General features: G+C 49.4%; 17 protein-coding genes. 2 read left to right on the top strand and 15 right to left on the bottom strand.

The genetic code is table 11. The annotated features are described in order from the left end of the window. Nucleotides 1-123 precede the first annotated feature (123 nt). Together GLV81_RS12035 and GLV81_RS12030 are read right to left on the bottom strand one after the other, a co-directional pair. Nucleotides 124-855 (bottom strand): ATPase, encoded by a 732-nt coding sequence (locus GLV81_RS12035; RefSeq protein ID WP_157479083.1) that lies wholly within the window; start codon nucleotides 853-855, stop codon nucleotides 124-126. Continuing rightward, nucleotides 856-1149 carry a hypothetical protein gene (locus GLV81_RS12030; protein ID WP_157479082.1) on the bottom strand — a complete coding sequence of 98 codons (294 nt, stop codon included), beginning with the start codon at nucleotides 1147-1149 and terminating at the stop codon, nucleotides 856-858. A 295-nt stretch (nucleotides 1150-1444) separates the two neighbouring features. On the opposite strand from GLV81_RS12030, the gene GLV81_RS12025 reads away from it, so the two are divergent. Together GLV81_RS12025 and GLV81_RS12020 are read left to right on the top strand one after the other, a co-directional pair. Beyond that, entirely contained in the window at nucleotides 1445-2572 is a 1128-nt protein-coding gene (locus GLV81_RS12025; RefSeq protein WP_157479081.1) for a lactonase family protein, read from the top strand. A gap of 208 nt (nucleotides 2573-2780) precedes the next feature. Further along, complete coding sequence (locus tag GLV81_RS12020) at nucleotides 2781-3845, top strand: saccharopine dehydrogenase family protein (RefSeq protein WP_157479080.1); 1065 nt, start codon at nucleotides 2781-2783, stop codon at nucleotides 3843-3845. A gap of 561 nt (nucleotides 3846-4406) precedes the next feature. On the opposite strand, the gene GLV81_RS20435 is transcribed toward GLV81_RS12020, so the two are convergent. From GLV81_RS20435 to ilvB, 13 genes are all read right to left on the bottom strand, one after another. Then, nucleotides 4407-4745, bottom strand: a complete 339-nt coding sequence (locus GLV81_RS20435) for a PALP domain-containing protein (protein WP_246185970.1) — start codon at nucleotides 4743-4745, stop codon at nucleotides 4407-4409. Next, nucleotides 4702-5706: a threonine synthase gene (thrC, locus tag GLV81_RS12015; protein WP_246185969.1), complete on the bottom strand. Its 1005-nt coding sequence runs from the start codon at nucleotides 5704-5706 to the stop codon at nucleotides 4702-4704. The genes GLV81_RS20435 and thrC overlap by 44 nt, the downstream gene beginning before the upstream one ends. Nucleotides 5707-5713: 7 nt before the next feature. Continuing rightward, a complete protein-coding gene (locus tag GLV81_RS12010) occupies nucleotides 5714-6637 on the bottom strand; it encodes a homoserine kinase (protein ID WP_157479079.1) in 924 nt (307 codons plus the stop codon). An 11-nt stretch (nucleotides 6638-6648) separates the two neighbouring features. After that, entirely contained in the window at nucleotides 6649-7743 is a 1095-nt protein-coding gene (locus GLV81_RS20430) for a homoserine dehydrogenase family protein (RefSeq protein WP_246185968.1), read from the bottom strand. A gap of 26 nt (nucleotides 7744-7769) precedes the next feature. Further along, a complete protein-coding gene (locus tag GLV81_RS20425) occupies nucleotides 7770-9089 on the bottom strand; it encodes an aspartate kinase (RefSeq protein ID WP_246185967.1) in 1320 nt (439 codons plus the stop codon). Between the two features lie 404 nt (nucleotides 9090-9493). Continuing rightward, nucleotides 9494-10561: an outer membrane beta-barrel protein gene (locus GLV81_RS12000; protein WP_157479078.1), complete on the bottom strand. Its 1068-nt coding sequence runs from the start codon at nucleotides 10559-10561 to the stop codon at nucleotides 9494-9496. A gap of 259 nt (nucleotides 10562-10820) precedes the next feature. Continuing rightward, entirely contained in the window at nucleotides 10821-12218 is a 1398-nt protein-coding gene (locus GLV81_RS11995) for an ammonium transporter (protein WP_157479077.1), read from the bottom strand. 160 nt (nucleotides 12219-12378) lie between these two features. Then, on the bottom strand, nucleotides 12379-13896 hold the full coding sequence (locus GLV81_RS11990) for a glutamate synthase subunit beta (RefSeq protein ID WP_157479076.1): 1518 nt from the start codon (nucleotides 13894-13896) through the stop codon (nucleotides 12379-12381). Between the two features lie 63 nt (nucleotides 13897-13959). Then, nucleotides 13960-16014, bottom strand: coding sequence for a glutamate synthase-related protein (locus tag GLV81_RS20420; protein WP_246185966.1), 2055 nt, complete (start codon nucleotides 16012-16014; stop codon nucleotides 13960-13962). After that, a complete protein-coding gene (locus GLV81_RS20415; RefSeq protein WP_246185965.1) occupies nucleotides 15993-18482 on the bottom strand; it encodes a glutamate synthase central domain-containing protein in 2490 nt (829 codons plus the stop codon). The genes GLV81_RS20420 and GLV81_RS20415 overlap by 22 nt, the downstream gene beginning before the upstream one ends. A gap of 306 nt (nucleotides 18483-18788) precedes the next feature. Next, a complete protein-coding gene (gene ilvC, locus GLV81_RS11980) occupies nucleotides 18789-19844 on the bottom strand; it encodes a ketol-acid reductoisomerase (protein WP_157479075.1) in 1056 nt (351 codons plus the stop codon). A 101-nt stretch (nucleotides 19845-19945) separates the two neighbouring features. Beyond that, on the bottom strand, nucleotides 19946-20590 hold the full coding sequence (gene ilvN, locus GLV81_RS11975) for an acetolactate synthase small subunit (RefSeq protein WP_246185964.1): 645 nt from the start codon (nucleotides 20588-20590) through the stop codon (nucleotides 19946-19948). A gap of 6 nt (nucleotides 20591-20596) precedes the next feature. Further along, nucleotides 20597-22333, bottom strand: a complete 1737-nt coding sequence (gene ilvB / locus GLV81_RS11970) for a biosynthetic-type acetolactate synthase large subunit (protein WP_157479074.1) — start codon at nucleotides 22331-22333, stop codon at nucleotides 20597-20599. Between the last annotated feature and the right edge of the window lie 8 nt (nucleotides 22334-22341).

The following is a 22341-nucleotide window of genomic DNA, read 5'->3' as shown; positions in this document are numbered from 1 at the left end:
GGTAGATAAGTCGGAAAGTCCGGAAGTCTGGAAGACCGGAAGTCCGTGGTCTGTAGTCGGTAGTCCGTTGTTGAGAAAGCTGCTTGTAATAGCCTTGTATTTACCCCCCGGAATGGTAACTGTTTATTGGCTATCGGCAAGAGATGCCGAAAACCAGTTGGGTACATGGTCGGTATCGATTATCGTTACATCTTGCCCCTCCATTATTTCTGCCACCAGCACGGCTGCTTCGCCCGAATTGTCCCAGAGATAGGCTCGGTTTGATTTTTTTACAGCCTCTTTTAGCAAATGCAGGCATTTGGAATACCTGTTCTTAATGACATCGGGGGCTACGGCATGTCCCTGCTGTGCCACCCGCACATTAACGCGGCTTACATTGATGTCGGGGTCTTCTGTGGCAATGAAATAGAGATATACCCGGTAGCCATTATCCCGGGCCTGTTGCATAAAAGCAATTTTACTGGCATGGCTCATTACCGTTTCATAGGTAAATGACAGGTTATTGGCCAGCAGTTGTTGCCTGATAAATTCAGCGAGGTCGGCAGCTATATAAGAGTCAACGGATGTGTTGATGTGCAGCACATTATCAGCTACTGTTATTTTGCTCCACAAGTCTGGCTCGTTCCTTTTTACAGGTGCAAACTGACTTTCTTTAAAAAAATGTTGCACCTGAGCTGTAGTAACGGTGAGTTGATAGGTATTGAATAGTAGAGCACTACTTGCTTTTAAAGCACTTTCAATGTCGTCGGCGTTCACATATACGCCAAATGGGATGTTGGCCTGCAATTCTTTAATGATGGTAGTTTTGCCGGAGCCATTTGGGCCAGCAAATACCCGCATACGCCTGATGCTCATTTATTGCAGTTTGAACTTGTTGCGGAGTTGAGCTTTGGGTTTCTTCATTTTCCGAATGAATCGCTTGGTACCGTCGGCCTGTTTTTCATACAAACTACCTTCTTCCAGTACTATTAAAGGTACATTGGTAGCTTTTGCTTTTTCACTGGCTCTGTAGGTAGCCACTAATACGGCACCTGCCAGCGCCCCAATGGCGGCTCCTTCTTCTTTATCTTTTGCAATTAATACCCCCAACGAAGCACCAATTATCCCGCCGGCAATTAATGATTGAATTATTTCGTCTTCGGTTTTCATACAGCTAATTTAGTCCATTTCATGTTGTTCTGTCATTTCATTTGACATTGTGGGGCGGAAAGTCGGTAGTCCGGAGAAGAATGCCGCCCTAAGCAAGTCGGAAAGTCGGAAAGTCGGGAAGTCCGCGGTCTGTGGACCGCCAGCCCGTAATTCCCAATCCCCAATTACTAATCACCCATCCCCATTCCCAATTCATCATTCATCATTCCCCCCTTCGTACCTCATACCTCGTACCTCGTCCCTCCAACCTCGTCCTTCCTCCGTACATTCACCCACCCAAAAGAAAAAATCATTGATGAAGCAATTGTTTCTGACCCTATGGAGTGCTGGCCTGGCCTTGCTGGCCATGGCGCAAACAGAGTGGCCCCTGTACATTGGTACTTATACCGGCACGGGTAGCCACGGCATTTATGTGGCCAAGGTAGATGCCCGCACCGGCACCATCCGGCTGGTGGATTCGCTGGCGGCCGACAATCCCTCTTATCTGGCGCTGAACAAAGCGGGCAACCGCCTCTATGCCGTTACCGAAAATGGGGGAAGCAATCCCGGTGCCGCTTCCTCTTTCATGAAAGAAGAAGGCAGTGGTAAATGGGTGCCCCTCAATACCAACCCGCAGCTTACCGGCGGCGATCATCCCTGCTATATCGCGGTCAACAAGGCGGGTACCCATGCTGTGGTGGCCAACTATACCGGTGGCTCTGTGTCGGTGTTTCCAATTGATTTTGTTGGTGCCTTGGAAGCCAACAGCCAGCTCATTCAGCACCGCGGCAGTAGTGTAAATGCCGCCCGGCAAGAGAAACCGCATGTACACAGCACCATTTTTTCGCCCAACGAACAATACCTGATGGTGGCCGATTTGGGCACCGATTTTCTCACGGCTTATCCATTCAATCCCAACAAGGCCACTGCACCGCTGGATACGGCCCGTGCCCTCCGGCTGCAACTGTCGCCCGGCGCCGGGCCAAGGCATGTGAGCTTTCACCCGAAGCTGCCCATTGTGTATGTAATGGAAGAGCTGAGTGGCAAGGTGGCGGTGGTTCGTTTTGCCCCCCAACAGCGGCAGCTGCAGGTGCTGCAAACCATCCAAAGCGACCGGGTGAGTAAGCAACCCGGCAGCGCCGATATTCACCTCAGCCCCGATGGGAAGTTTCTCTATGCCAGCAACCGCATTGATGCCAACGATATTGCCGTGTTTGCCGTAGATGCCCGCAGCGGGCAGTTGCGTTTTGTGCAGTCCATTGGCACGGGTGGCATTAAGCCCCGCAATTTTACACTGTCGCCCGATGGCAAATTTGTGCTGGTGGCCAACCAGCAATCCAACAACATAGTGCTGTATCACCGCAACGCTGTTACGGGCAAGCTCAGCGCCGCTAACCAATCGTTTTCGCTGCCTTCACCAGTTTGTCTGGTCTTTGGCCAATAAGGCAGCTTTGGTATTTGGACCCTGTATTTCAGCCGGTTATATTTGTAGCGATTGCTTATGGTAGATGATGTGAAAATAAAAATGGCGTTCATGGCATTTCTCCGCAGTGCCTGTGCCAATGTACCCTGAAGGGCTTGCCGGCTGGCGTTGTCAGCCACTCGTTTGTACATGGCATTGAATTGATTCGTCCTCATTTTTAATTTCCAACATGAAGAATATTGCTGTTGTAGGCCTGGGAAAAGTAGGTTCCCTCGTGGCTACATTGTTATCTGAAAATTTTACGGTAACCGGTATTGATCAGCGCCAACCCGCTGATGCCATGCCTTTTGACATTGCTACGGGTAATGTAACCGATGCGGCTTTTATCAAACAAACGCTGACCGGTAAGGATGCTGTTGTGTCTTGCCTGCCGTACTCGCTGAACCTGCCCATTGCGCAGGCTGCTTTTGAGCTGGGCATTCACTATTTCGATCTCACAGAAGATGTGCCGACTACGGCCGCCATTCGGGAAATGGCCAAAACGGCCAAAGGCGCCATGGTGCCACAGTGCGGTTTGGCTCCGGGCTTCATTGGTATCGTGGGAGCTAATCTCTACAACAAGTTTACCAAACTGCGAGACGTAGAACTGCGGGTGGGAGCGTTGCCCAAATATCCCAACGGGCAAATGGCGTACTCTTTTACCTGGAGCCCCGCCGGTGTGATCAACGAATACATCAACGATGCCGAAGTAATACACAACGGCGTTCGCAAAATGGTGTCTTCTCTGGATGGTCTGGAAATGATTAACATCGAAGGCCGCGACTTTGAAGCCTTTACCACCAGTGGTGGCCTCGGCACCATGTGCGAAACCCTCGAAGGCAAGGTGGATACCCTCAACTATAAAACCATTCGCTATCCCGGCCACTGCCAGCTCATGAAGTTTTTCTTGTATGAGTTGCTCATGAAAAACGACCGGGAACTGTCGGAAAAAATACTTACCGAAGCCAAGCCGCCGGTGCGGGAAGATGTGGTGTATGTATATGCTGTGGTAGAAGGCTGGCAAGGCGAAAGCCTGGCCCGGGAAGAGTTTTACAATGCCTATCACCCCATTACTATTCAGGGTAAGGAATGGCGGGCCATTTCTTGGACCACTGCGGCTTCTGTAGCAGCTGTGGTAGAAATGGTGGCCAATGGTTCCCTGCCCAAGCAGGGCTTCATCAAGCAGGAAGACATTCCGCTGGATGCATTCCTGCAAACCCGCCACGGCAGTTTGTATGCCCGGTATCAGCCATAAAGAAGAATAGTCGACCAACCACGGATGACTGACGACCGAAATAATACAACGTCCCCGACCAAGGTTGGGGACGTTTTTGTTTTGTTATATGCTGTCGCAGGCCTCCCGGCCTGTGACGGGCTGGTTACTCGTTCAATGAACCATCAACGCAACGTCCTGTGCCAGAGACGTTGCTGGGAATTTCTTTTAATAGCTGCTTTAGTAACGGGTATGCACTGGCCGGGAGGCCAGCGCAAGGGAAGAAAATGCTGTCGCAGGCCTACGGGCCTGTGATGGGCTGGTTACTCAATCGGCTATTTTTTGGCTGTTGCTGTAACGGATTTAGTAACGGGGATGCACTGGCCGGGAGGCCAGCGCAAGGGCGAATCTCCGTCTCCGGTTTCCTGACTTCCCGACTTTCCGTCTTTCGGACTTCCAACTACCCTTCGACATCCCGATAGCTATCGGGATCAGGGCAGCAGCCTTCTCCTGACTCCCGACTTTCGGACTAATCTACCCTTCGACGTGCTCAGGGTAGCAATCTTCTTCGGTCTTTCCAACCTGCCAACTTTCCAACCTCCATCACCTGCTCCTCATCCACGCTTTAAACACATCATACGAAGCGGCCAAACGGGTGCTGTGTTGCGGTAGTGCAAAGAGGTGAGCGACGTTTTCCGGCACGGGTACTGCTGCTCCGCTGATCTCGGCTACCACGTCGGGGAATTTCACGGGGTGAGCCGTTTCCAGAAAGAAGCCGGGGGCGCCGTTGTGCTGCACTTGGTATTGTTGCAACGCATACAAACCCACAGCGCCATGCGGGTCGCACAGGTAGTTGTAATCCTGCAACGCAGCGGCAATGGTATCACGGGTAGTGGCATCACTTACACTGACGGCCGTGAGGTGGTTGCGCAGCCACTGCACATCCCTGATCGTACATTTCCATGATGCGGACAAAATTGCTGGGCCGGGCTACATCCATGGCATTAGAAATAGTGGCTACGGCGGTTTTATCGGGCAAAATGCCGGTGCGCAAATACTGCGGAATGGTATCGTTGCTGTTGCAGGCGGCTATAAAATGCTGAATGGGCAGGCCGCTGCGCTGGGCAACCATGCCGGCGCAAATATTGCCGAAGTTGCCACTGGGCACACTCACCACTGGTGGTTGTTCATGCGGCCATTGCTGCAGGGCAAAAAAGTAATACAACTGCTGCGGTAGCCAACGGGCCACATTGATAGAGTTGGCAGAAGTGAGTTGGTATTGCGCATTCAAATCGACATCGGTGAAAGCTTGTTTTACAATGGCCTGGCAATCATCGAAGCTGCCAGCTACGGCTAACGCATGCACATTGCTGCCGCAGGTGGTGAGTTGCAATTCCTGCACGGGGCTTACTTTTCCTTCGGGGTAAAGAATGATGACTTCAACCCCTTCCACATTGTCGAAACCATTGGCTACGGCACCACCAGTATCGCCAGAGGTAGCTACCAGCACGGTTATTTTTTTGTCGTTGCCTGCATTGAAATGCGCCAGGCAGCGGCTCATAAAACGGGCACCTACATCTTTAAAGGCCTGCGTAGGGCCATGAAACAATTCTAACGAAAATACCTGCTCACTCAGCTGCACCAACGGAAAAGGAAAGTCCACCGTTTCAGCTACAATGCGGTGCAGTACTTCATCGGGCATGCTTTGGCCCACATAGGGTTTCATTACCCTGAAGGCCAGTTCTGTTTTGTCCCAATCGGCCAGTGAGCGTTGCTTCAGCAAGCCATGCGCCGAAGGAATCATTTCAGGATAATACAATCCTTTATCGGGCGCCTGACCGGTTACGGCTGCTGTTTTAAAATCAACAGGAGCACTGTTTCTATTGGTGCTATAGTAGTGCATAAATAGGTTATGGTTTTACTGTTACGCCAGTGGCATTGATGCTGGTCACATACGTGTGGTTGTCGATGCCGAGGCGGTTGAACACAGATTGCATTTCGGTCGCAATAGCCTCCGCTTTTCCCTTTGTACTGCTGAGCATAAATACCGAAGGACCCGATCCGGAAATACCGCCACCCAAGGCACCGGCTGCCATGCAGCGTTGCTTCAGCTCATCAAAGCCGGGGATGAGAATGCTGCGAACGGGCTCAATGATGTGATCTTCTAACGAACGGCCAATGAGGGCATGATCATTTTTTAAAATGCCAGCTACCAGCCCGGCAATATTGCCCCATTGCTTGATGGCGTTTTTTAATAGCACGGTTTGTTTGAGGATGGCTCTGGCATCGGCGGTTCGCACTTCAATTTGCGGATGCACAATGCTTACAAACAAATCAGGAGCGGGCAGGGCTACTACATCCAACGGAAAGATGGAACGGATGAGCGTGATGCCACCATAAATGCAGGGTGCGATATTATCGGCATGCTTTACACCGCTGGCTACTTTTTCGCCAAACATGGCAAACTGCACCAGCTCTTCTTTGCTAAAGCGGTTGTTGAGCAGCATATTGGCACCTACCACAGCCCCGGCAGCACTGGCGGCCGAAGAACCAATGCCGCTACCGGGTTTGATGTGTTTGCGAATGGTGATATCAAAACCGATGGGTTCATCCATAGCGTCGAGCATGGCGAGGAGTGCCGCACCGGCTACGTTTTTTTCGGGGTCGGTGGGCAAATGATACACCGGATCGGGCTGAATGATGATGCGCTTTTCATCAATCAATGTAATGTCAATTTCATCGCAGGGTTCGTGCAGGGCAAAGCCCAGTACATCAAATCCACACACCATGTTGGCTACGGTGCCCGGCGGCAATACTGTAATTGTTTTTTGCATGCTGTTGTGTTTTAATGAATGACCCGCATAATGTCGGCAAATACGCCCGATGCGGTTACATCGGCACCAGCGCCGGCACCTTTTACCACCAAGGGTTGCTCGGGGTAGCGCTGGGTGTAATACAACACAATGTTGTCTTTGCCATACAAATGATAAAAATCGGATTCTGGAGCAATGTGGCGCAGGCCTACGGATGCTTTGCCATGCTCGAAGCTGGCCACAAATTTGAGCTTGCAACCATTGGCTTGAGCAGCTTGCAACAGGCCGACAAAATGTGCTTCGTGTTTTTCCATTTCGCTATAAAAATTGTCTACCGATCCTTCGTAACAAGAAGCTGGCAGAAATCCGTTGTTCGTGATGTCGTTCATTTCGAGTGCATAACCTGCTTCCCGTGACAAAATGAGGATTTTGCGCATCACATCGGTGCCGCCCAAATCGAGGCGGGGATCGGGTTCGGTGTAGCCTTCTTCTTGCGCCTGCCGAACCACTGCTGCAAATGGGCGGCTGCCATCATAGTTGTTGAACACAAAGTTGAGTGTGCCACTCAGCACGGCTTCAATTTTGTGAATCACATCGCCACTTTTTACTAAATCATTTAAAGTGCCAATCACCGGCAAACCCGCACCCACATTGGTTTCAAAGAGGAAACTGGTGTTGAATTCACGGGCCAGCGATTTTAGCTTTCTGTAATTGTCGAGAGCAGAAGCAGCGGCAATTTTATTGCAGGCTACTACCGCAATGCTTTTGCGCAGCAAGGGTTCGTACATGCCTGCTACTACTTCACTGGCGGTGATGTCTACAAACACACTGTTGCGCAGGTTGCGGCTCACAATGGCTTGCACCAAGGTGTCGGGTGTTTGGGCTTCACCATTTTCTTCGAGTAAGTGTTTCCAGTTGTTGAGGTCTACGCCTTTGTCGTCAAAATACATTTGGCGGCTGTTGGCTACACCCACCACACGAACTTGCATGCGCAATTGCTCTGCCAAAAAAGCTTGTTGCTGTTGCAGTTGATCGAGCAGTCGTCGGCCCACATTGCCTACGCCCACTACAAACAAGTTGAGTTGTTTTTGTACTTCTTCAAAAAACGATTCGTGTAAAACGTTCACTGCTTTTTTTACATCACGGGCTGCTATTACTGCAGAGATATTTTTTCTGAAGAGCCCTGTGCAATGGCCCGCACATTGATACCGTTACGGCCCAGTGCTGAAAACATTTGTCCGCTAATGCCGGGATGGCTTTTCATTTGATCGCCTACCAATGCTACAATTGACAGGTCGCTTTCTACAGCAACGGGTTCTACTTTTTTGCCGGCTATTTCTATTTCAAAAGCAGCATTCACTGCAGCACTAGCCCGTTGAATATCTGCTGCATGGATGCCCACACAAATAGAGTGTTCTGAAGAACCTTGTGTAATGAGAATGACATTGATTTTTTCGTTGGCCAATGCTTCAAACAACCGCTTCGAAAAACCGGGAATGCCAATCATGCCACTGCCTTCGAGGCTGATGAGGCTGATATTGCTGATGCTGGAAATGCCCCGGATAAAACCATTGTCGCTGTTGGTTTCATGTTGTATCACAGTGCCGTGATCTTGTGCTGCAAAAGAGTTTTTAATCCACACCGGAATCTTCATCTGCATCGCAGGTTGAATGGTGGGTGGATAAATCACTTTGGCACCAAAGTGGGAGAGTTCCATCGCTTCTTGGTAGGAGATGGCGGGCAATGGTTTGGCATTACTTACCCAGCGGGGATCCGCGGTCATCATGCCACTTACATCGGTCCATATTTCGAGGGCTTCTGCCTGTAACGCTGCTGCATAAATAGCTGCAGTATAGTCGGAGCCACCGCGGCCCAATGTAGTGGTGAGATTGTGTTCGTTGCTGGCAATAAAGCCCGGCGCTACAAACAACGCTTCTTGCGATTGTGCAATTGCCTGGCGGATATTTTCATTCGTAATGGCGAACACCACCGCTGCATTGCCAAACTGGCTATCGGTTTTAATGAGTTGGCGGCTATCGAGCCAAGTATGCGCATGGCCAATGGCCTGCAAGTAACCGGAGATGATTTTGGAAGACAGTAACTCACCAAAGCTGACGATACGGTCTTTGCTACGGGAAGACAATTCCTGTAGAGAAAACACCCCTTCACAAATGGTTTCGAGTTCGTTGCACAATTGTTTTACCACACTCAGGCAAGCACTTTGGTTGCTCACGGGCAGCAGTTCTCTGGTGGTATCGAGGTGTCTTTTTTCAATGCCCTTAATGACTTCTGCGTAGCGTTCATCGCCGGCTTCGGCCAGTTGACCACAGGCTATGAGTTGATCCGTGATGCCGGAGAAGGCAGATACTACAACAATTTTTTGCGCAGCAGGGTGTGGTAAAAAAATATCGGTGATGAGTTTGATATTGGTACTGTTGGCCACCGAAGTGCCACCAAATTTTAAAACGTGCATGGTAGATTAAGCTGAGAAATGAATACAAAAGTTGAACGCTGCAATGGCAGCAAACGGCGAAAGCCCACGGGGGTAATATGAAAAAGTACAACCCTAACGGGTTGTGTTAGTTGTAGTGGTTGTAGTAGAGGTAGACATGCCACTAGTCGCAAAGCGAAACAGGAGTTCTAACACAGCCCACATACCGCCGGGAGTGGCGGGCTTAGCGATGGCAATCGCAACGGCCTTGTATGTGTTGTTTGAAGTCATTGTAAGAACAAATGTAAAGGCTAATGCTATTTGTTGTTATTTGTTTTGAAAAAATCTTTCTTTTATTGATGGTGTCTAAAGAATCAATGAAACTGTTGGAAAAAGAAAAAGGCAACCTCAGTTGAGGTCGCCTTTTTCAGATGGTTGTTGTTAGTCTAGAATGCGTATACGGCGGCAATGAGGGCGTTGGCAGCCGATTTGCTGCTGTTGCTTTTGCCGTCGATGAAAATAGCTTTGCTGGCGTTTTCGATGCGGATTTCTGGAATGAGGGTAAGAGCACCGAGGCGAATGTTGGCAGAGAGGGTATTGGCAAAAATGCTGCCACCTTCAGTAGCACTGCTGAATACATTGAGCTGCTTGCTATCGTCAAACAATTCGCTGCGCAGGGTAAGGCCAAAGCTTTTGCTGAAATCGGCGTTGAAATACAAAGCCGAACCCCACCATGAACTGGCGCTACCGAACTTATCGTTTTGCTTGAGTTTGTAGCTGGCCACAGTACCGTCGTACCCGATCGAGAAGTTGTCAGAAACACCGAGGGTAGCTACCAAATCTACCTGGTTCATTTTGGTGGTATCGCTGCTTTTGCCGCCTACATAGTTCAGGTACAATTTGAGCTTGCCGTTTTTGGTGCCGGTGCTAAACTGACCAATGATGTACTTGGGCGAAATGCCGGTGGTGCGTTGGTCGGTGGGGTTTGAAATACCCAGCATGATACCACTGCTGCCAAATTTGTAATCGGCTTTTACACCTGTATGCGTAAAGGGGCCGTAAGAAAACATGTAACTCATACTGTAGTTACGATTCAACTGTGGATCTACCAGTTCGTAACCTACGTGTGTAGCCCAGCTACCAGCGGTAAAAGTGAGCTTGTCGCTGGCGGCATAAGTAATGTACAACTGCTTGATGGCTTGCGTAATGCCATTGTCGGCATAGGCAAATTCTTTTGCCCGGGTACCAAATCCCAGGTCGGCTACCATACCTACTTTACCAATGCTTTTTTCAAACTTCAGCGAAGCCATGCCCAGCTCAAAAGAGTTGTGCGAATTGGTAAAGCTGGTCTTATTGTTGGCACCTGTTTTGGCAAAATCAAGCTTGTAATACACATCGGCGTAGCCGCTGATTTTTAATGGGTTTTTCTCTTCTGTTTCTGTTGAGTCGGTTTGTGCGAAAAGGGCGTTAACGGAGAGACATACCAAAGTGGTAGCAACAAATTTTTGTAACATTGCAATGCATTTTTAATGTGAACGAAGGGTACAGTACAGACTATGCCAGTAGTCTGAGCACACTGTACCTTTTTCTTTTGCCTGTGCTGAAGCGGTTAGTTTGGTTGTTGGAAAAAATAGAAGGCGACCCGACTAAAGTGCCAGCAATAGCCGGGCGCCTGAGATAGACAACTTAATGGGGATTCGGAACGAGTTGTGTGCTAAAAAGAGTGTCCGTTAGTGTTGGTTTTTCAAATCATTTGCGGCGCATCATCCGCTATTAGAGTTCAGCATAATTTTCTTCGGCTTCTTTCAATACACCATTGTTTTGTACAAGTACATGTCCTTGCATGTATTTTTCGTTGTGTTGAGAAGCATCAAGACCCATGTCTTCATCGGCTTCGCTTACACGCAACGGCAATACCAGATCAATAAACTTGAAAATGAGGTAAGACATTACGAAGCTGAAAACGACAGCTACCAGCATGCCTTTCAATTGTGTTACAAAGAATGCTGAATTGCCATAAGCCAGACCATCCTGACCGGCACTGTTAACGGTTACGGTAGCAAATACACCAGTGAGCAGCATGCCTACAATACCACCTACGCCATGGCAGGGGAATACATCGAGGGTGTCATCCAGCTTGCTTTTTTGCTTGAAGTGTACCGCCAGGTTAGAAATGATAGCAGCTACTACACCAATAAAAATGCTTTGAGGAACTGCTACAAAACCAGCACCGGGAGTAATGGCTACGAGGCCAACCACAGCACCAATACAGAAACCCAATACAGAAGGCTTTTTACCACGCAATACATCAAAGAACATCCAGCTCAAACCTGCGGCAGCAGCAGCAGTGTTGGTAGTGGCAAAAGCAGAAACAGCAAGGCTATTGGCACCCAGGGCAGAACCTGCGTTGAAGCCAAACCAGCCAAACCACAGCAGACCTGTACCAATCAGGACGTAGGGTATGTTGGCAGGTGGAACTTCTTCCTGCAACAGTTTTGATTTGCGGGGCTTCAGCACCAGTGCGCCTGCCAGGGCTGCACAACCGGCTGAAATGTGTACCACGGTACCACCGGCAAAATCGAGCACACCCATTTTAAACAGGAAACCTTCGGGGTGCCATGTCCAGTGGGCCAATGGTGCGTATACCAGCAAGCCAAACAAGGCGATGAAAAGAATGTAAGCGGTGAAGCGGATACGCTCAGCTACGGCACCTACTACCAGACCCGGCGTAATGATGGCGAACATGAGCTGAAAGAGTGCGAAAAGTGGTTTGGGAATGGTGGGGGCCAAAGACCAAGGCTCGCCAGACATCACATCTTTAAAAAACAAATGTGTTGTGGGGTTGCCGATAAAGCCACCAATGCTGGTGCCAAAAGACAGGCTGTAGCCAACTACAATCCAGAGAATGCTAACGATACCTGCAGCCACCACGCTTTTAATCATGGTGCTGATTACGTTTTTGCGATGCACCATACCGCCATAGAAAAAGGCGAGGCCGGGTGTCATCAGGAATACCAGGGCCGTGGCTACCAAAATCCAGGTAATGTCGGCGCCTGAGTAGGCTTTGCCCTCATCGTTGAAGGTGGGGAGCGAGGGAATGAATAAGGCACCAATGGACACTGCTGCCAGAATCAGGAACGGTGCAATCTGCTTAATTGTCTTTTTAGCCATGAATGTGTTTTTAAGGTGAACGGATAACTAAAATCTAATATCTTAAATAATTCATTAAATAGATTATTGTAACCCTTTGATGTGAATAAAAAAGATTACATATTTTATAAATTAATATGACGATTGAAAAATTATTGGCATTGCTGCCAATAATTCTCTTTTATGCTTGGATGAAGCTGAATAAAATGCTGCTTTCCTTACTTTCCAGCAAGGATGTACCCATCAGGTACTCGTCTACTTTGCGGGCACATTCGCGGCCTTCGCTTATGGCCCATACTACCAGGCTCTGACCGCGGCGCATGTCGCCACAGGCAAAAACCTTCTGCAAAGTCGTCTGGAAATGTTGCTCCGAAGCTTTTACATTGCCCCGTTCATCCAGTTCCAGTTCCAAATCGGCAATGACGCCATTGTGCTGCGGATGTACGAAGCCCATGGCCAGTAACACGAGGTCACAAGGGATTTCTCTCTCAGTTTCTGTCTTTTCCTGAAACTTCACCGGGCGGCCATCTGGTGCCAGTTCCCATTCCAGGTCAACAATGCGGAGGGCTTTAATGGCACCGGCTTCGTTTTTAATCACTTCTTTGGTAGCAATCGCCCAATGGCGGTTACAACCTTCATCATGGCTGCTGGTGGTTTTCAGCAGCATGGGGTAAGTGGGCCATGGCATGGCATTGGTACGACTATCGGGCGGCTGAGGCAGCAATTCAAATTGCGTAACACTGGCTGCACCATGGCGGTTGCTCGTACCTACGCAGTCGCTGCCGGTATCGCCACCACCAATTACCACCACATGCTTGCCGGTGGCAGTTATCTCTTCGGCCCAATTGCTTCCTTCAAAGCCACGTTCCTTCAACAGTTCCACATCGGGGTTGGCTACCCGCTTGTTTTGTTGCTTCAAAAATTGCATGGCAAAATATACACCCTTGGCATCACGGCCTTTTACGGGCAGGTCGCGGGGAATGGTAGAGCCACCCGCCAACACTACGGCGTGGAATTCGCGGAGCAAATCGCCACTGCTAATGTCGGTGCCCACGTTGGTATTGCATTTAAAGACAACGCCTTCTTCTTCCAGCAAAGCTACCCTGCGGTCAATCACCCATTTTTCCAGTTTAAAATCGGGGATGCCATAGCGCAGCAGGCCACCGGGTTTGTCGTCTCTTTCAAACACCGTTACTGAATGGCCAGCTTTGTTCAGCTGGGCGGCAGCGGCCAGTCCGGCAGGGCCAGAACCCACTACCGCTACTTTTTTACCGGTACGAACAATGGGAGCGTTGGCTGTAACAAATCCTTTTTCAAAAGCAATTTCAATGATGTGCTTTTCTATTTCTTCAATGGCTACCGGTGGTTGGTTGATGCCCAATACACAGGCGCTTTCGCATGGTGCAGGACAAATGCGCCCCGTAAACTCCGGAAAGTTGTTGGTGTAGCTGAGAATATCGTATGCCTCCCGCCAGTTTTTGCGGTAAATGGCATCATTGAATTCAGGAATTACATTGCCCAGCGGACAGCCACTGTGGCAAAATGGTACGCCACAATTCATGCAACGGGCCGATTGTTGATTGAGTTGCTGTTCGTCAAATTTGTCTACAAATTCTCTGTAGTCATGCAGGCGGTCATTTACCGGTCGCTTGCCTGGCAATGTTCTTGTAAACTCCAGAAATCCTGTGGGTTTTCCCATATCCAATTATTTAGGATCAGTTCTTGAATGATTGATTTGGTCTTGGTGACAACGCTTTTGCAGTTATGCAGTTGGTTGTGGCACATTTGTTTTGGCTTTTGCTTGCAGTACTTTTTTGTAATCCTTCGGAAACACTTTTACAAACTGCAAAATGGCATGCTCCATATCGTTGAGTAAATACTTGGCCACATTGCTGCCTGTAAGTGTAAAGTGTTGCTGCAATTGCGTTTTCAGCAGTTGTGCATCGGCTTCATCGCAAGGGTCGAGGTCTACCATTTCGAGGTTGCAACGACCAGGCAACAAGTTGTTGGGATCGTACACATAGGTAATGCCACCGCTCATGCCTGCTGCAAAGTTGCGGCCGGTTTCGCCGAGCACTATTACAGTGCCACCTGTCATGTATTCGCAGCCGTGGTCGCCCACGCCTTCTACTACAGCCAGTGCACCACTGTTGCGTACCGCAAAACGTTCGCCTGCCTTACCACGGATGTAAGCATGGCCGCTGGTAGCGCCATACAATGCCACGTTGCCAATAATGATATTGTCTTCGGGTACAAAGCTCGACACACGGCTGGGATAGACAGCGAGGTTTGCTCCACTCAGGCCCTTACCAAAATAGTCGTTGGCATCACCTTCCAGTTCGAGGCTCAGGCCATTGGTGCAAAAAGCACCAAAGCTCTGGCCGGCAGTGCCTTCAAACTTGAAGTGAATGGTACCATCGGGCAAACCGGCAGCGCCATACTTGCGGGTGATTTCATTCGACAACATGGTGCCGCAAGTGCGGTCGATGTTTTTGATGGGCAATGTGGCTTCTACTTTTGTGCCCTTTTCCAATGCTGGCTGTGCCAGTTGCAGTAAATGCCTATCGAGCACCAATTGCAAACCGTGATCCTGCTTCTCGCTGTTGTGGAGCGTAGTACCATAGGCCGGCTCTTTGTACAGCATGTCTTTCAGGTTCAGGTTTTTGTATTTCCAGTGGTCAATGTTTTCACGCACCTGCAGGTAGTCTACCTGGCCCACCATTTCATCAATGGTGCGGAAGCCCAGCTCGGCCATAATTTCCCGCAGTTCTTGTACCAAGAAGTGGAAGAAATTCACCACGGCATCTGCATTGCCGGTAAAGCGTTTGCGCAAATCAGGGTTTTGCGTAGCCACACCTACAGGGCAGGTATTGAGGTGGCACTTACGCATCATGATGCAACCTTCCACTACCAGTGCAGCGGTGGCAACGCCCCATTCTTCGGCACCGAGCAAAGCGGCAATAGCAATGTCACGGCCGGTTTTCATTTGGCCATCGGCTTGTACCACTACGCGGCTGCGCAGACGGTTCTTCACCAATGTCTGGTGCGTTTCAGCCAGGCCCAGTTCCCAGGGCAAACCAGCGTGGCGGATAGAGCTCAGCGGTGATGCTCCCGTACCACCATCGTGGCCGGCAATCAACACAACATCGGCCTTGGCTTTGGTAACGCCGGCAGCAATGGTACCAACACCTGCCTTGCTCACCAGCTTCACACTGATACGGGCACGGCGGTTGGCATTTTTCAAATCGAAAATCAGCTGCGCCAAATCTTCAATGCTGTAAATATCGTGGTGGGGTGGAGGTGAAATCAAACCAACACCAGGTGTTGAGTGACGCACTTTACCAATCCATTCGTCTACCTTATCGCCGGGCAGTTGGCCACCTTCGCCGGGCTTGGCGCCTTGGGCCATTTTAATCTGCAATTCATCAGCTTCAGTAAGGTACTGGCTGGTGACGCCAAAGCGGGCAGAAGCTACCTGCTTGATGGCACTCCGCATGCTGTCGCCATTTTCCAACGGAATGTAACGGCGTTCATCTTCACCACCTTCACCGGTGTTGCTTTTGGCACCAATGCGGTTCATGGCAATGGCCAACGTAGTATGTGCTTCCCAGCTGATAGAACCAAAACTCATGGCACCCGTAGCAAAACGCTTGAGGATTACTTCGGCAGGTTCTACTTCTTCAATTTTGAGTGATGGACGGAGTTTTTTAAACTCCAGCAATCCACGCAACGTTGCTGCTTTTTGGGTTTGATCGTTGACCAGCTTGCTGTATTTCTTGTACGTCGCATAATCGTTCATGCGGGTACTGTACTGCAAAAGGTGAATGGTTTGCGGATTGAACAAATGGAATTCGCCTTTGCGTTTCCACTGATATACCCCACCCACGGGCAGCCGGTCATGTGGTACTTCTTTTTGCTGAAAGCGAAGTAGTGCTTAGCCAGCGTTTCACGGGCTATTTCATCGAGGCCCATGCCTTCAATACGGCTTACAGCTCCGGTAAAGAACTGGTCAACAACGCTGCGGTTGATACCAATGATTTCGAAGATTTGTGCACCCTGATAAGATTGCAGGGTACTGATACCCATTTTACTGAACACTTTCAGCAAGCCTTCTTTGACCGCTTTGATATAGTTTTTCTTGAGTACATCAGCGTCGAGCTCCGATTCAAGTTTGCCCGACAATTTCATGTCGCGGATGGTGCTCAATGCGAGGTAGGGGTTGATAGCAGTGGCACCAAAACCCAACAGACATGCGAAGTGATGCACTTCCCATACATCGCCGGCTTCTACTACAATACCAACCTTACCCCGATACCCTTTGCGGATGAGGTGGTGGTGTACCGCAGCCGTGGCCAACAGTGATGGAATAGGCGCATGGTCACTATCAATAGCTCGGTCGCTGAGGATGAGTACTTCGAAGCCGTCTTCCACGGCGTCTACTGCATAACGGCAAATGCGTTCGAGTGCCCGTTTCAGTGAGCCAGGTTTTCCATCGGCCATGAAATAACACTGCAATGTTTTGGCCTGGAAGATACCGGTATCAATGGAGCGGATTTTTTCCAGCTCATGGTTCGACAAAATGGGATGCTTGAGTGCAACGGTGTGTGCACTTAAAGGATCTTCTGACAGCAGATTGCCGTTGTTGCCCACAAAAGTGGCCAGGCTCATCACCAATCTTTCACGAATAGGATCGATGGGTGGGTTGGTTACCTGTGCAAACAGCTGCTTGAAGTAATACGACAAATGTTGTGGCTGGTCACTCAACACCGCCAGTGGCGTATCGGTGCCCATCGAACCGATTGGCTCTTTTCCACCCACGGCCATGGCCGAAATGATGCTGTCCAAATCTTCTGAGCTATAGCCAAATACTTTCTGGTATTTGAAAATCTGGTCTTGTTCCAGATGGGTAAACATCACCCGTGGTTCGGGCAGTTCTTCCAAACGGATTTTGTATTTATTCAACCAGTCGCCGTAAGGCTTCAGGTTGCAAATTTCGTTTTTGAGTTCCTCATCACTGATGATGCGTTCCTGCTCCATGTCTACCACAAACATTTTGCCGGGTTGCAGGCGGCCACGTTCTTTAATGATGGCAGGATCAACGGGCAAAGCACCCGATTCGCTGGACATGATTACCCGGTCGTCGGTAGTAACGGTGTACCGTGAGGGGCGAAGACCGTTTCGGTCGAGGGTAGCACCAATCATTTTACCATCGGTAAAGGAGATAGAAGCCGGACCATCCCAAGGCTCCATCAAACAAGCATGGTATTCGTAGAATGCTTTTTTCGCCGCATCCATCTCGTTGTTTTCATCCCATGCTTCCGGTATCAGCATCATCATTACATGCGGCAAACTGCGACCAGTGTAGGTCAGCAATTCAATCATGTTGTCGAGGCAGGCACTATCGCTTTGTCCGCTGGTGACAATGGGCAGCAGCATCTCCATTTCTTCGTGGGTGAAGTAAGGAGAAGTAAAGCCCTTTTCGCTACTACGCAACCAGTTGAGGTTGCCTTGCAGAGTATTGATTTCACCATTATGGGCAATGAAACGGAAGGGCTGCGCCAGCTTCCAACTGGGGAAGGTGTTGGTGGCAAAACGGCTGTGCACCAGGCCAAAAGCACTGGTGAGTGTTTTCTGCGACAAGTCGGGGAAATACTCCCGCACCTGATGGCTGGTAAGCTGTCCTTTGTACACCAACACACGTGATGACATAGACGCTACGTAAAAGCCAACGGCATCTTGCTTCACTGTATTGTTGATGAGATGAGAAGCGTAGTTGCGCAGCACAAACAACTTGCGGTCGAAATCGGTTTGGTCGTTGATGTGGTCGGGGCATTTAATGAATACCTGTTCCATTTCGGGCTCCACACTCAGGGCTGTTTCGCCAATGCCTTCGGTGTTTACCGGTACCCGGCGATACCACAGTATTTCCATACCCAACTGCTCGGCAGTGCGGTTGAATGTATCGCGGCAGGCTTCGCGGAGCGTTACATTTTTCGGAAAGAAAATAACGCCAACGCCATACTTGCCAACGGCAGGCAGCATCACGCCAGATTTCAGTGCTTCTGCATAGAAAAACTCATGGGGAATCTGAATCATGATGCCCGCACCATCGCCGGTGTTGACTTCACAACCACAGGCACCACGGTGCTCCATGTTTTCCAATACAGTCAGCGCATCGCTAACATGTTGGTGCGATTTTTTACCACGAATGTGGGCTACAAAGCCGATGCCACACGCATCGTGTTCAAAGGAAGGATCGTATAACCCAACTTGTTTCTCAATCATTTTCGCCTGTTAAGATTGGTTAATGAACGGTCTTTTTTGATGAATAACAGGCAAGCAATCGAATAAAATTAGGGAAATTATCTATTAAAACCCTAAAAGTGTTGAAGAAAGAATATTCACATTTTTCCATTTCAGGATGGTTTTTCCAACAAAAGTTGTAGTCACTTATCTGATGGATGTGTGGGCGTTTGACAATCAATGCTAAACCTGTACAAATGGATGGACAAAACAATGAGTGCTGTCGGCGGAGGTGAATAAAAAATTGCCGACAGACACTCATCTTATGAAAAGCAATAGTAATCGCTATTAGGCGCCGGCCTGGTTTTCCGGACGCAGGCTGCGAACGGTTTTACCTGCCTGCCACATTTCGCTTTCCCGCAGCTCGGCCAGTTCGGCTTCCAGTTTTTCGCGGTAGTCGGGTTGGCTGTTGCTGTCGATGCTGCGCTGGCTTTCTTTACCGGTGGCTACGCTCTGGTACAGTTCGCTAAACACAGGGTAAGAAGCATCGCGGAATTTCTTCCACCAGTCGAGGGCACCACGCTGTGCAGTGGTAGAGCAGTTGGCATACATCCAGTCCATGCCGTTTTCTGCTACCAGTGGCATCAGGCTTTGGGTCAGTTCTTCTACTGTTTCGTTGAAAGCTTCAGAAGGGCTGTGGCCATTGTCGCGGAGTACTTGGTACTGTGCCGCAAAAATGCCTTGGATAGCACCCATCAGCGTACCACGTTCGCCGGTCAAATCGCTGAATACTTCTTTTCTGAAATCTGTTTCGAACAGGTAGCCGCTACCTACGGCAATACCCAAAGCAATCACACGGTCTTTGGCTTTGCCAGTGGCATCTTGGTAAATAGCGAAGCTGCTGTTGAGGCCACGGCCTTGCAGGAACATGCGGCGCAATGAAGTGCCCGAACCTTTTGGTGCCACGAGGAATACATCTACATCGGCAGGAGGAATGATACCTGTCTGCTCGTTGAACGTGATGCCAAAACCATGAGAGAAGTATAACGCTTTACCAGCAGTAAGATGCTTCTTCACGGTAGGCCACAGTTCTATTTGTGCAGCATCGCTGAGCAGGTAGCAAATGATAGTGCCACGCTCCAGTGCTTCTTCAATTTCAAACAGCGTTTCGCCGGGTACAAAGCCGTCTTTCACTGCCTTATCCCAGGTTTTTGAATTTTTGCGCTGGCCAACAATTACGTTGATGCCATTGTCGCGTTGGTTGAGTGCCTGGCCAGGACCCTGCACACCATAACCGATGACGGCGATGGTTTCATTTTTCAGCACTTCCTGTGCTTTTGCCAGTGGAAATTCTTCGCGGGTTACTACGTTTTCTTCAACGCCGCCGAAATTGAGCTTTGCCATGATATTCTGTTTGTTGTTTTTGGTTTGTATTGATACTTGGTTTGGTATAAAACAGATAGCAGTAGTAGAGTGTACCGTTATCGTATTTATGCAAAAGATTTTTACATGGAGAATACTTCCTGTTGTTTGTCGAGGTATTCGTTTTCGATGACTTCTTCACCGGGTTCGGCCTGTTCAAACTCCCGCAGTTTTTCGTGGAAGCCGGCGCTGGCTTTAATGATGGCCACTCTGGCACTGCGTACAAATTCGATGAGGCCAAAGGGTGCCAGCACTTCAATCAGCTGGTCAGTTTCTTCGCGGTGGCCAGTGGTTTCAAATACCGTGTAATCGTTGCGAATTACTACAGCACGGGCACCATACTGACGCAGCAGGCGTTCTACTTTTGCCTTGGCCGCAATTTCACTGGTAGGCACTTTGTACAAAGCCATTTCCTGCCAAATGATTTCATCGTTGGTGTTGTAGTAAGCCTTCAATACTTCTACCTGCTTTTCTATCTGGCGCACCAGTTTTTTCACCACTTCTTCCGTTTCATGAATCACAATATTGAAACGGTGAATGCCGGGAATTTCCGAAGGTGAAGTGTTGAGACTTTCGATATTGATTTTGCGCCGCGAAAAAATGATGGAGATGCGGGTGAGCAAACCAATATGGTTTTCGGTATATACAGTGATGGTATATTCTTCTTTGATACTGGCGCTGCCACTATTGGGGGAGTACATAAACGCCTGTGCAAATGACTGTTTCATGTGTAGTTATTTTAAGCGGATTTCAGCAACGCCACAACCCTGCGGTACCATGGGGAATACATTGTTTTCTTTGGCCACCATTACTTCGAGCAGATAGCTGCCTTTGTGGTTGAGCATGGTTTGCAAACCGGCTTCCAGGTTGCTGCGGTCGGTGATGCGCTGGCCATCGATGTAGTAACCCTTGGCCACTTGCACAAAGTCAGGACTCGTGATGTCTACAAACGAATAGCGTTTTTCCAAAAACAGCTCCTGCCACTGGCGTACCATGCCCAGGAAGTTGTTGTTGAGGATGATGATTTTTACATCGGCGCCAAACTGCATGATGGTACCCAGTTCCTGAAGGGTCATTTGAAAACCACCATCGCCAATCACTGCTACAACGGGTCTGTTGGGTGCGCCATATTTGGCACCAATGGCTGCAGGAAGTGCAAAGCCCATTGTACCCAAACCACCAGAAGTAACATTGCTGCGTGATTTATTGAACGTAGCGTAACGGCAAGCTACCATTTGATGTTGGCCCACATCCGTTACAATCACGGCATCGCCGTTGGTGAGTTTGTTCAGCAGGTTTATCACTTCGCCCATGGTCATTTCACCGGACCTGGGATCGCATTCGTGATTGATTACCGCTTGCTTTTCATCTTCCATCATATCACGGAAACGCTGCACCCATGCGGTGTGTTGCTTTTGCGCTACCAGGTTGGTGAGCAACGGCAATGTTTCTTTACAATCGCCCCACACAGGAACGGTTGCTTTTACATTCTTGTCAATTTCCGCAGGGTCAATATCGAGGTGAATGATTTTTGCCTGCTTGGCGTATTTATCCAAACGACCCGTAACACGATCATCGAAACGCATGCCGATGGCAATGAGCACATCGCATTCGTTGGTGAGTACATTGGGGCCGTAATTGCCATGCATGCCCAGCATACCTACGTTCAATGGATGATCGGTAGGCAAAGCAGACAAACCGAGCAACGTCCATGCTGCAGGAATGCCGCTCTTTTCTACAAAGGCTTTAAACTCTGCTTCGGCATTGCCCAAAATAACACCCTGACCAAACAAAATGTAAGGACGTTCAGCTTCGTTGATGAGCTTGGCCGCAGCTTCTACAAACTCGCTGCGCACCTGTGGCTTAGGCCGGTAGCTGCGAATGTGCTTGCAAGGCGTATGTCCTGCAAAATCTATTTTTTGTACCTGTGCATTTTTGGTAATGTCTACCAACACAGGGCCGGGGCGACCACTGCTGGCAATGTAAAATGCTTTGGCAATCACTTCAGAAATTTCGCTGGCATCTGTTACCTGATAATTCCATTTGGTAACAGGAGCGGTGATATTGATAACGTCCGTTTCCTGAAAGGCATCGGTACCGAGCAAATGCGCAAATACCTGTCCGGTAATGCACACTACAGGTGTGCTGTCTATCATGGCATCGGCCAAACCTGTAACCAGGTTGGTGGCGCCGGGGCCGCTGGTGGCAAATACCACACCGGTTTTGCCACTTGTGCGGGCAAAGCCCTGTGCTGCATGAATGGCACCCTGCTCGTGGCGTACCAGTATGTGTTGCAGTTGATCATTGAAATCGTACAAGGCATCATAAATGGGCATGATGGCACCACCGGGATAACCGAACACGGTGCTGGCACCTTCTGCCAGCAGTGAACGAATCACCACTTCAGAGCCCGTTATATTCATGATTGGCTGAGTTGTGTTGGCTTTGGCGGGAGCTGTAGCTACTTCCATAACGTAAA

This window comes from Phnomibacter ginsenosidimutans (genome assembly GCF_009740285.1).
Classification (GTDB): domain Bacteria; phylum Bacteroidota; class Bacteroidia; order Chitinophagales; family Chitinophagaceae; genus Phnomibacter; species Phnomibacter ginsenosidimutans.
This window is presented reverse-complemented; position numbering and strand designations above follow the sequence as displayed.

Excerpts from the sequence above, each read along its gene's own strand:
- ilvC (WP_157479075.1), bottom strand. The coding sequence starts at position 19,844 with ATGGCAAAGCTCAATTTCGGCGGCGTTGAAGAAAACGTAGTAACCCGC.
- GLV81_RS12000 (WP_157479078.1), bottom strand. The coding sequence starts at position 10,561 with ATGTTACAAAAATTTGTTGCTACCACTTTGGTATGTCTCTCCGTTAAC.
- GLV81_RS12010 (WP_157479079.1), bottom strand. The coding sequence starts at position 6,637 with ATGCAAAAAACAATTACAGTATTGCCGCCGGGCACCGTAGCCAACATG.
- GLV81_RS12025 (WP_157479081.1), top strand. The coding sequence starts at position 1,445 with ATGAAGCAATTGTTTCTGACCCTATGGAGTGCTGGCCTGGCCTTGCTG.
- GLV81_RS11995 (WP_157479077.1), bottom strand. The coding sequence starts at position 12,218 with ATGGCTAAAAAGACAATTAAGCAGATTGCACCGTTCCTGATTCTGGCA.
- GLV81_RS12030 (WP_157479082.1), bottom strand. The coding sequence starts at position 1,149 with ATGAAAACCGAAGACGAAATAATTCAATCATTAATTGCCGGCGGGATA.
- ilvB (WP_157479074.1), bottom strand. The coding sequence starts at position 22,333 with ATGGAAGTAGCTACAGCTCCCGCCAAAGCCAACACAACTCAGCCAATC.
- GLV81_RS11990 (WP_157479076.1), bottom strand. The coding sequence starts at position 13,896 with ATGGGAAAACCCACAGGATTTCTGGAGTTTACAAGAACATTGCCAGGC.
- GLV81_RS12035 (WP_157479083.1), bottom strand. The coding sequence starts at position 855 with ATGAGCATCAGGCGTATGCGGGTATTTGCTGGCCCAAATGGCTCCGGC.
- GLV81_RS20415 (WP_246185965.1), bottom strand. The coding sequence starts at position 18,482 with ATGATTGAGAAACAAGTTGGGTTATACGATCCTTCCTTTGAACACGAT.
- ilvN (WP_246185964.1), bottom strand. The coding sequence starts at position 20,590 with ATGAAACAGTCATTTGCACAGGCGTTTATGTACTCCCCCAATAGTGGC.
- thrC (WP_246185969.1), bottom strand. The coding sequence starts at position 5,706 with ATGCACTACTATAGCACCAATAGAAACAGTGCTCCTGTTGATTTTAAA.
- GLV81_RS20425 (WP_246185967.1), bottom strand. The coding sequence starts at position 9,089 with ATGCACGTTTTAAAATTTGGTGGCACTTCGGTGGCCAACAGTACCAAT.
- GLV81_RS12020 (WP_157479080.1), top strand. The coding sequence starts at position 2,781 with ATGAAGAATATTGCTGTTGTAGGCCTGGGAAAAGTAGGTTCCCTCGTG.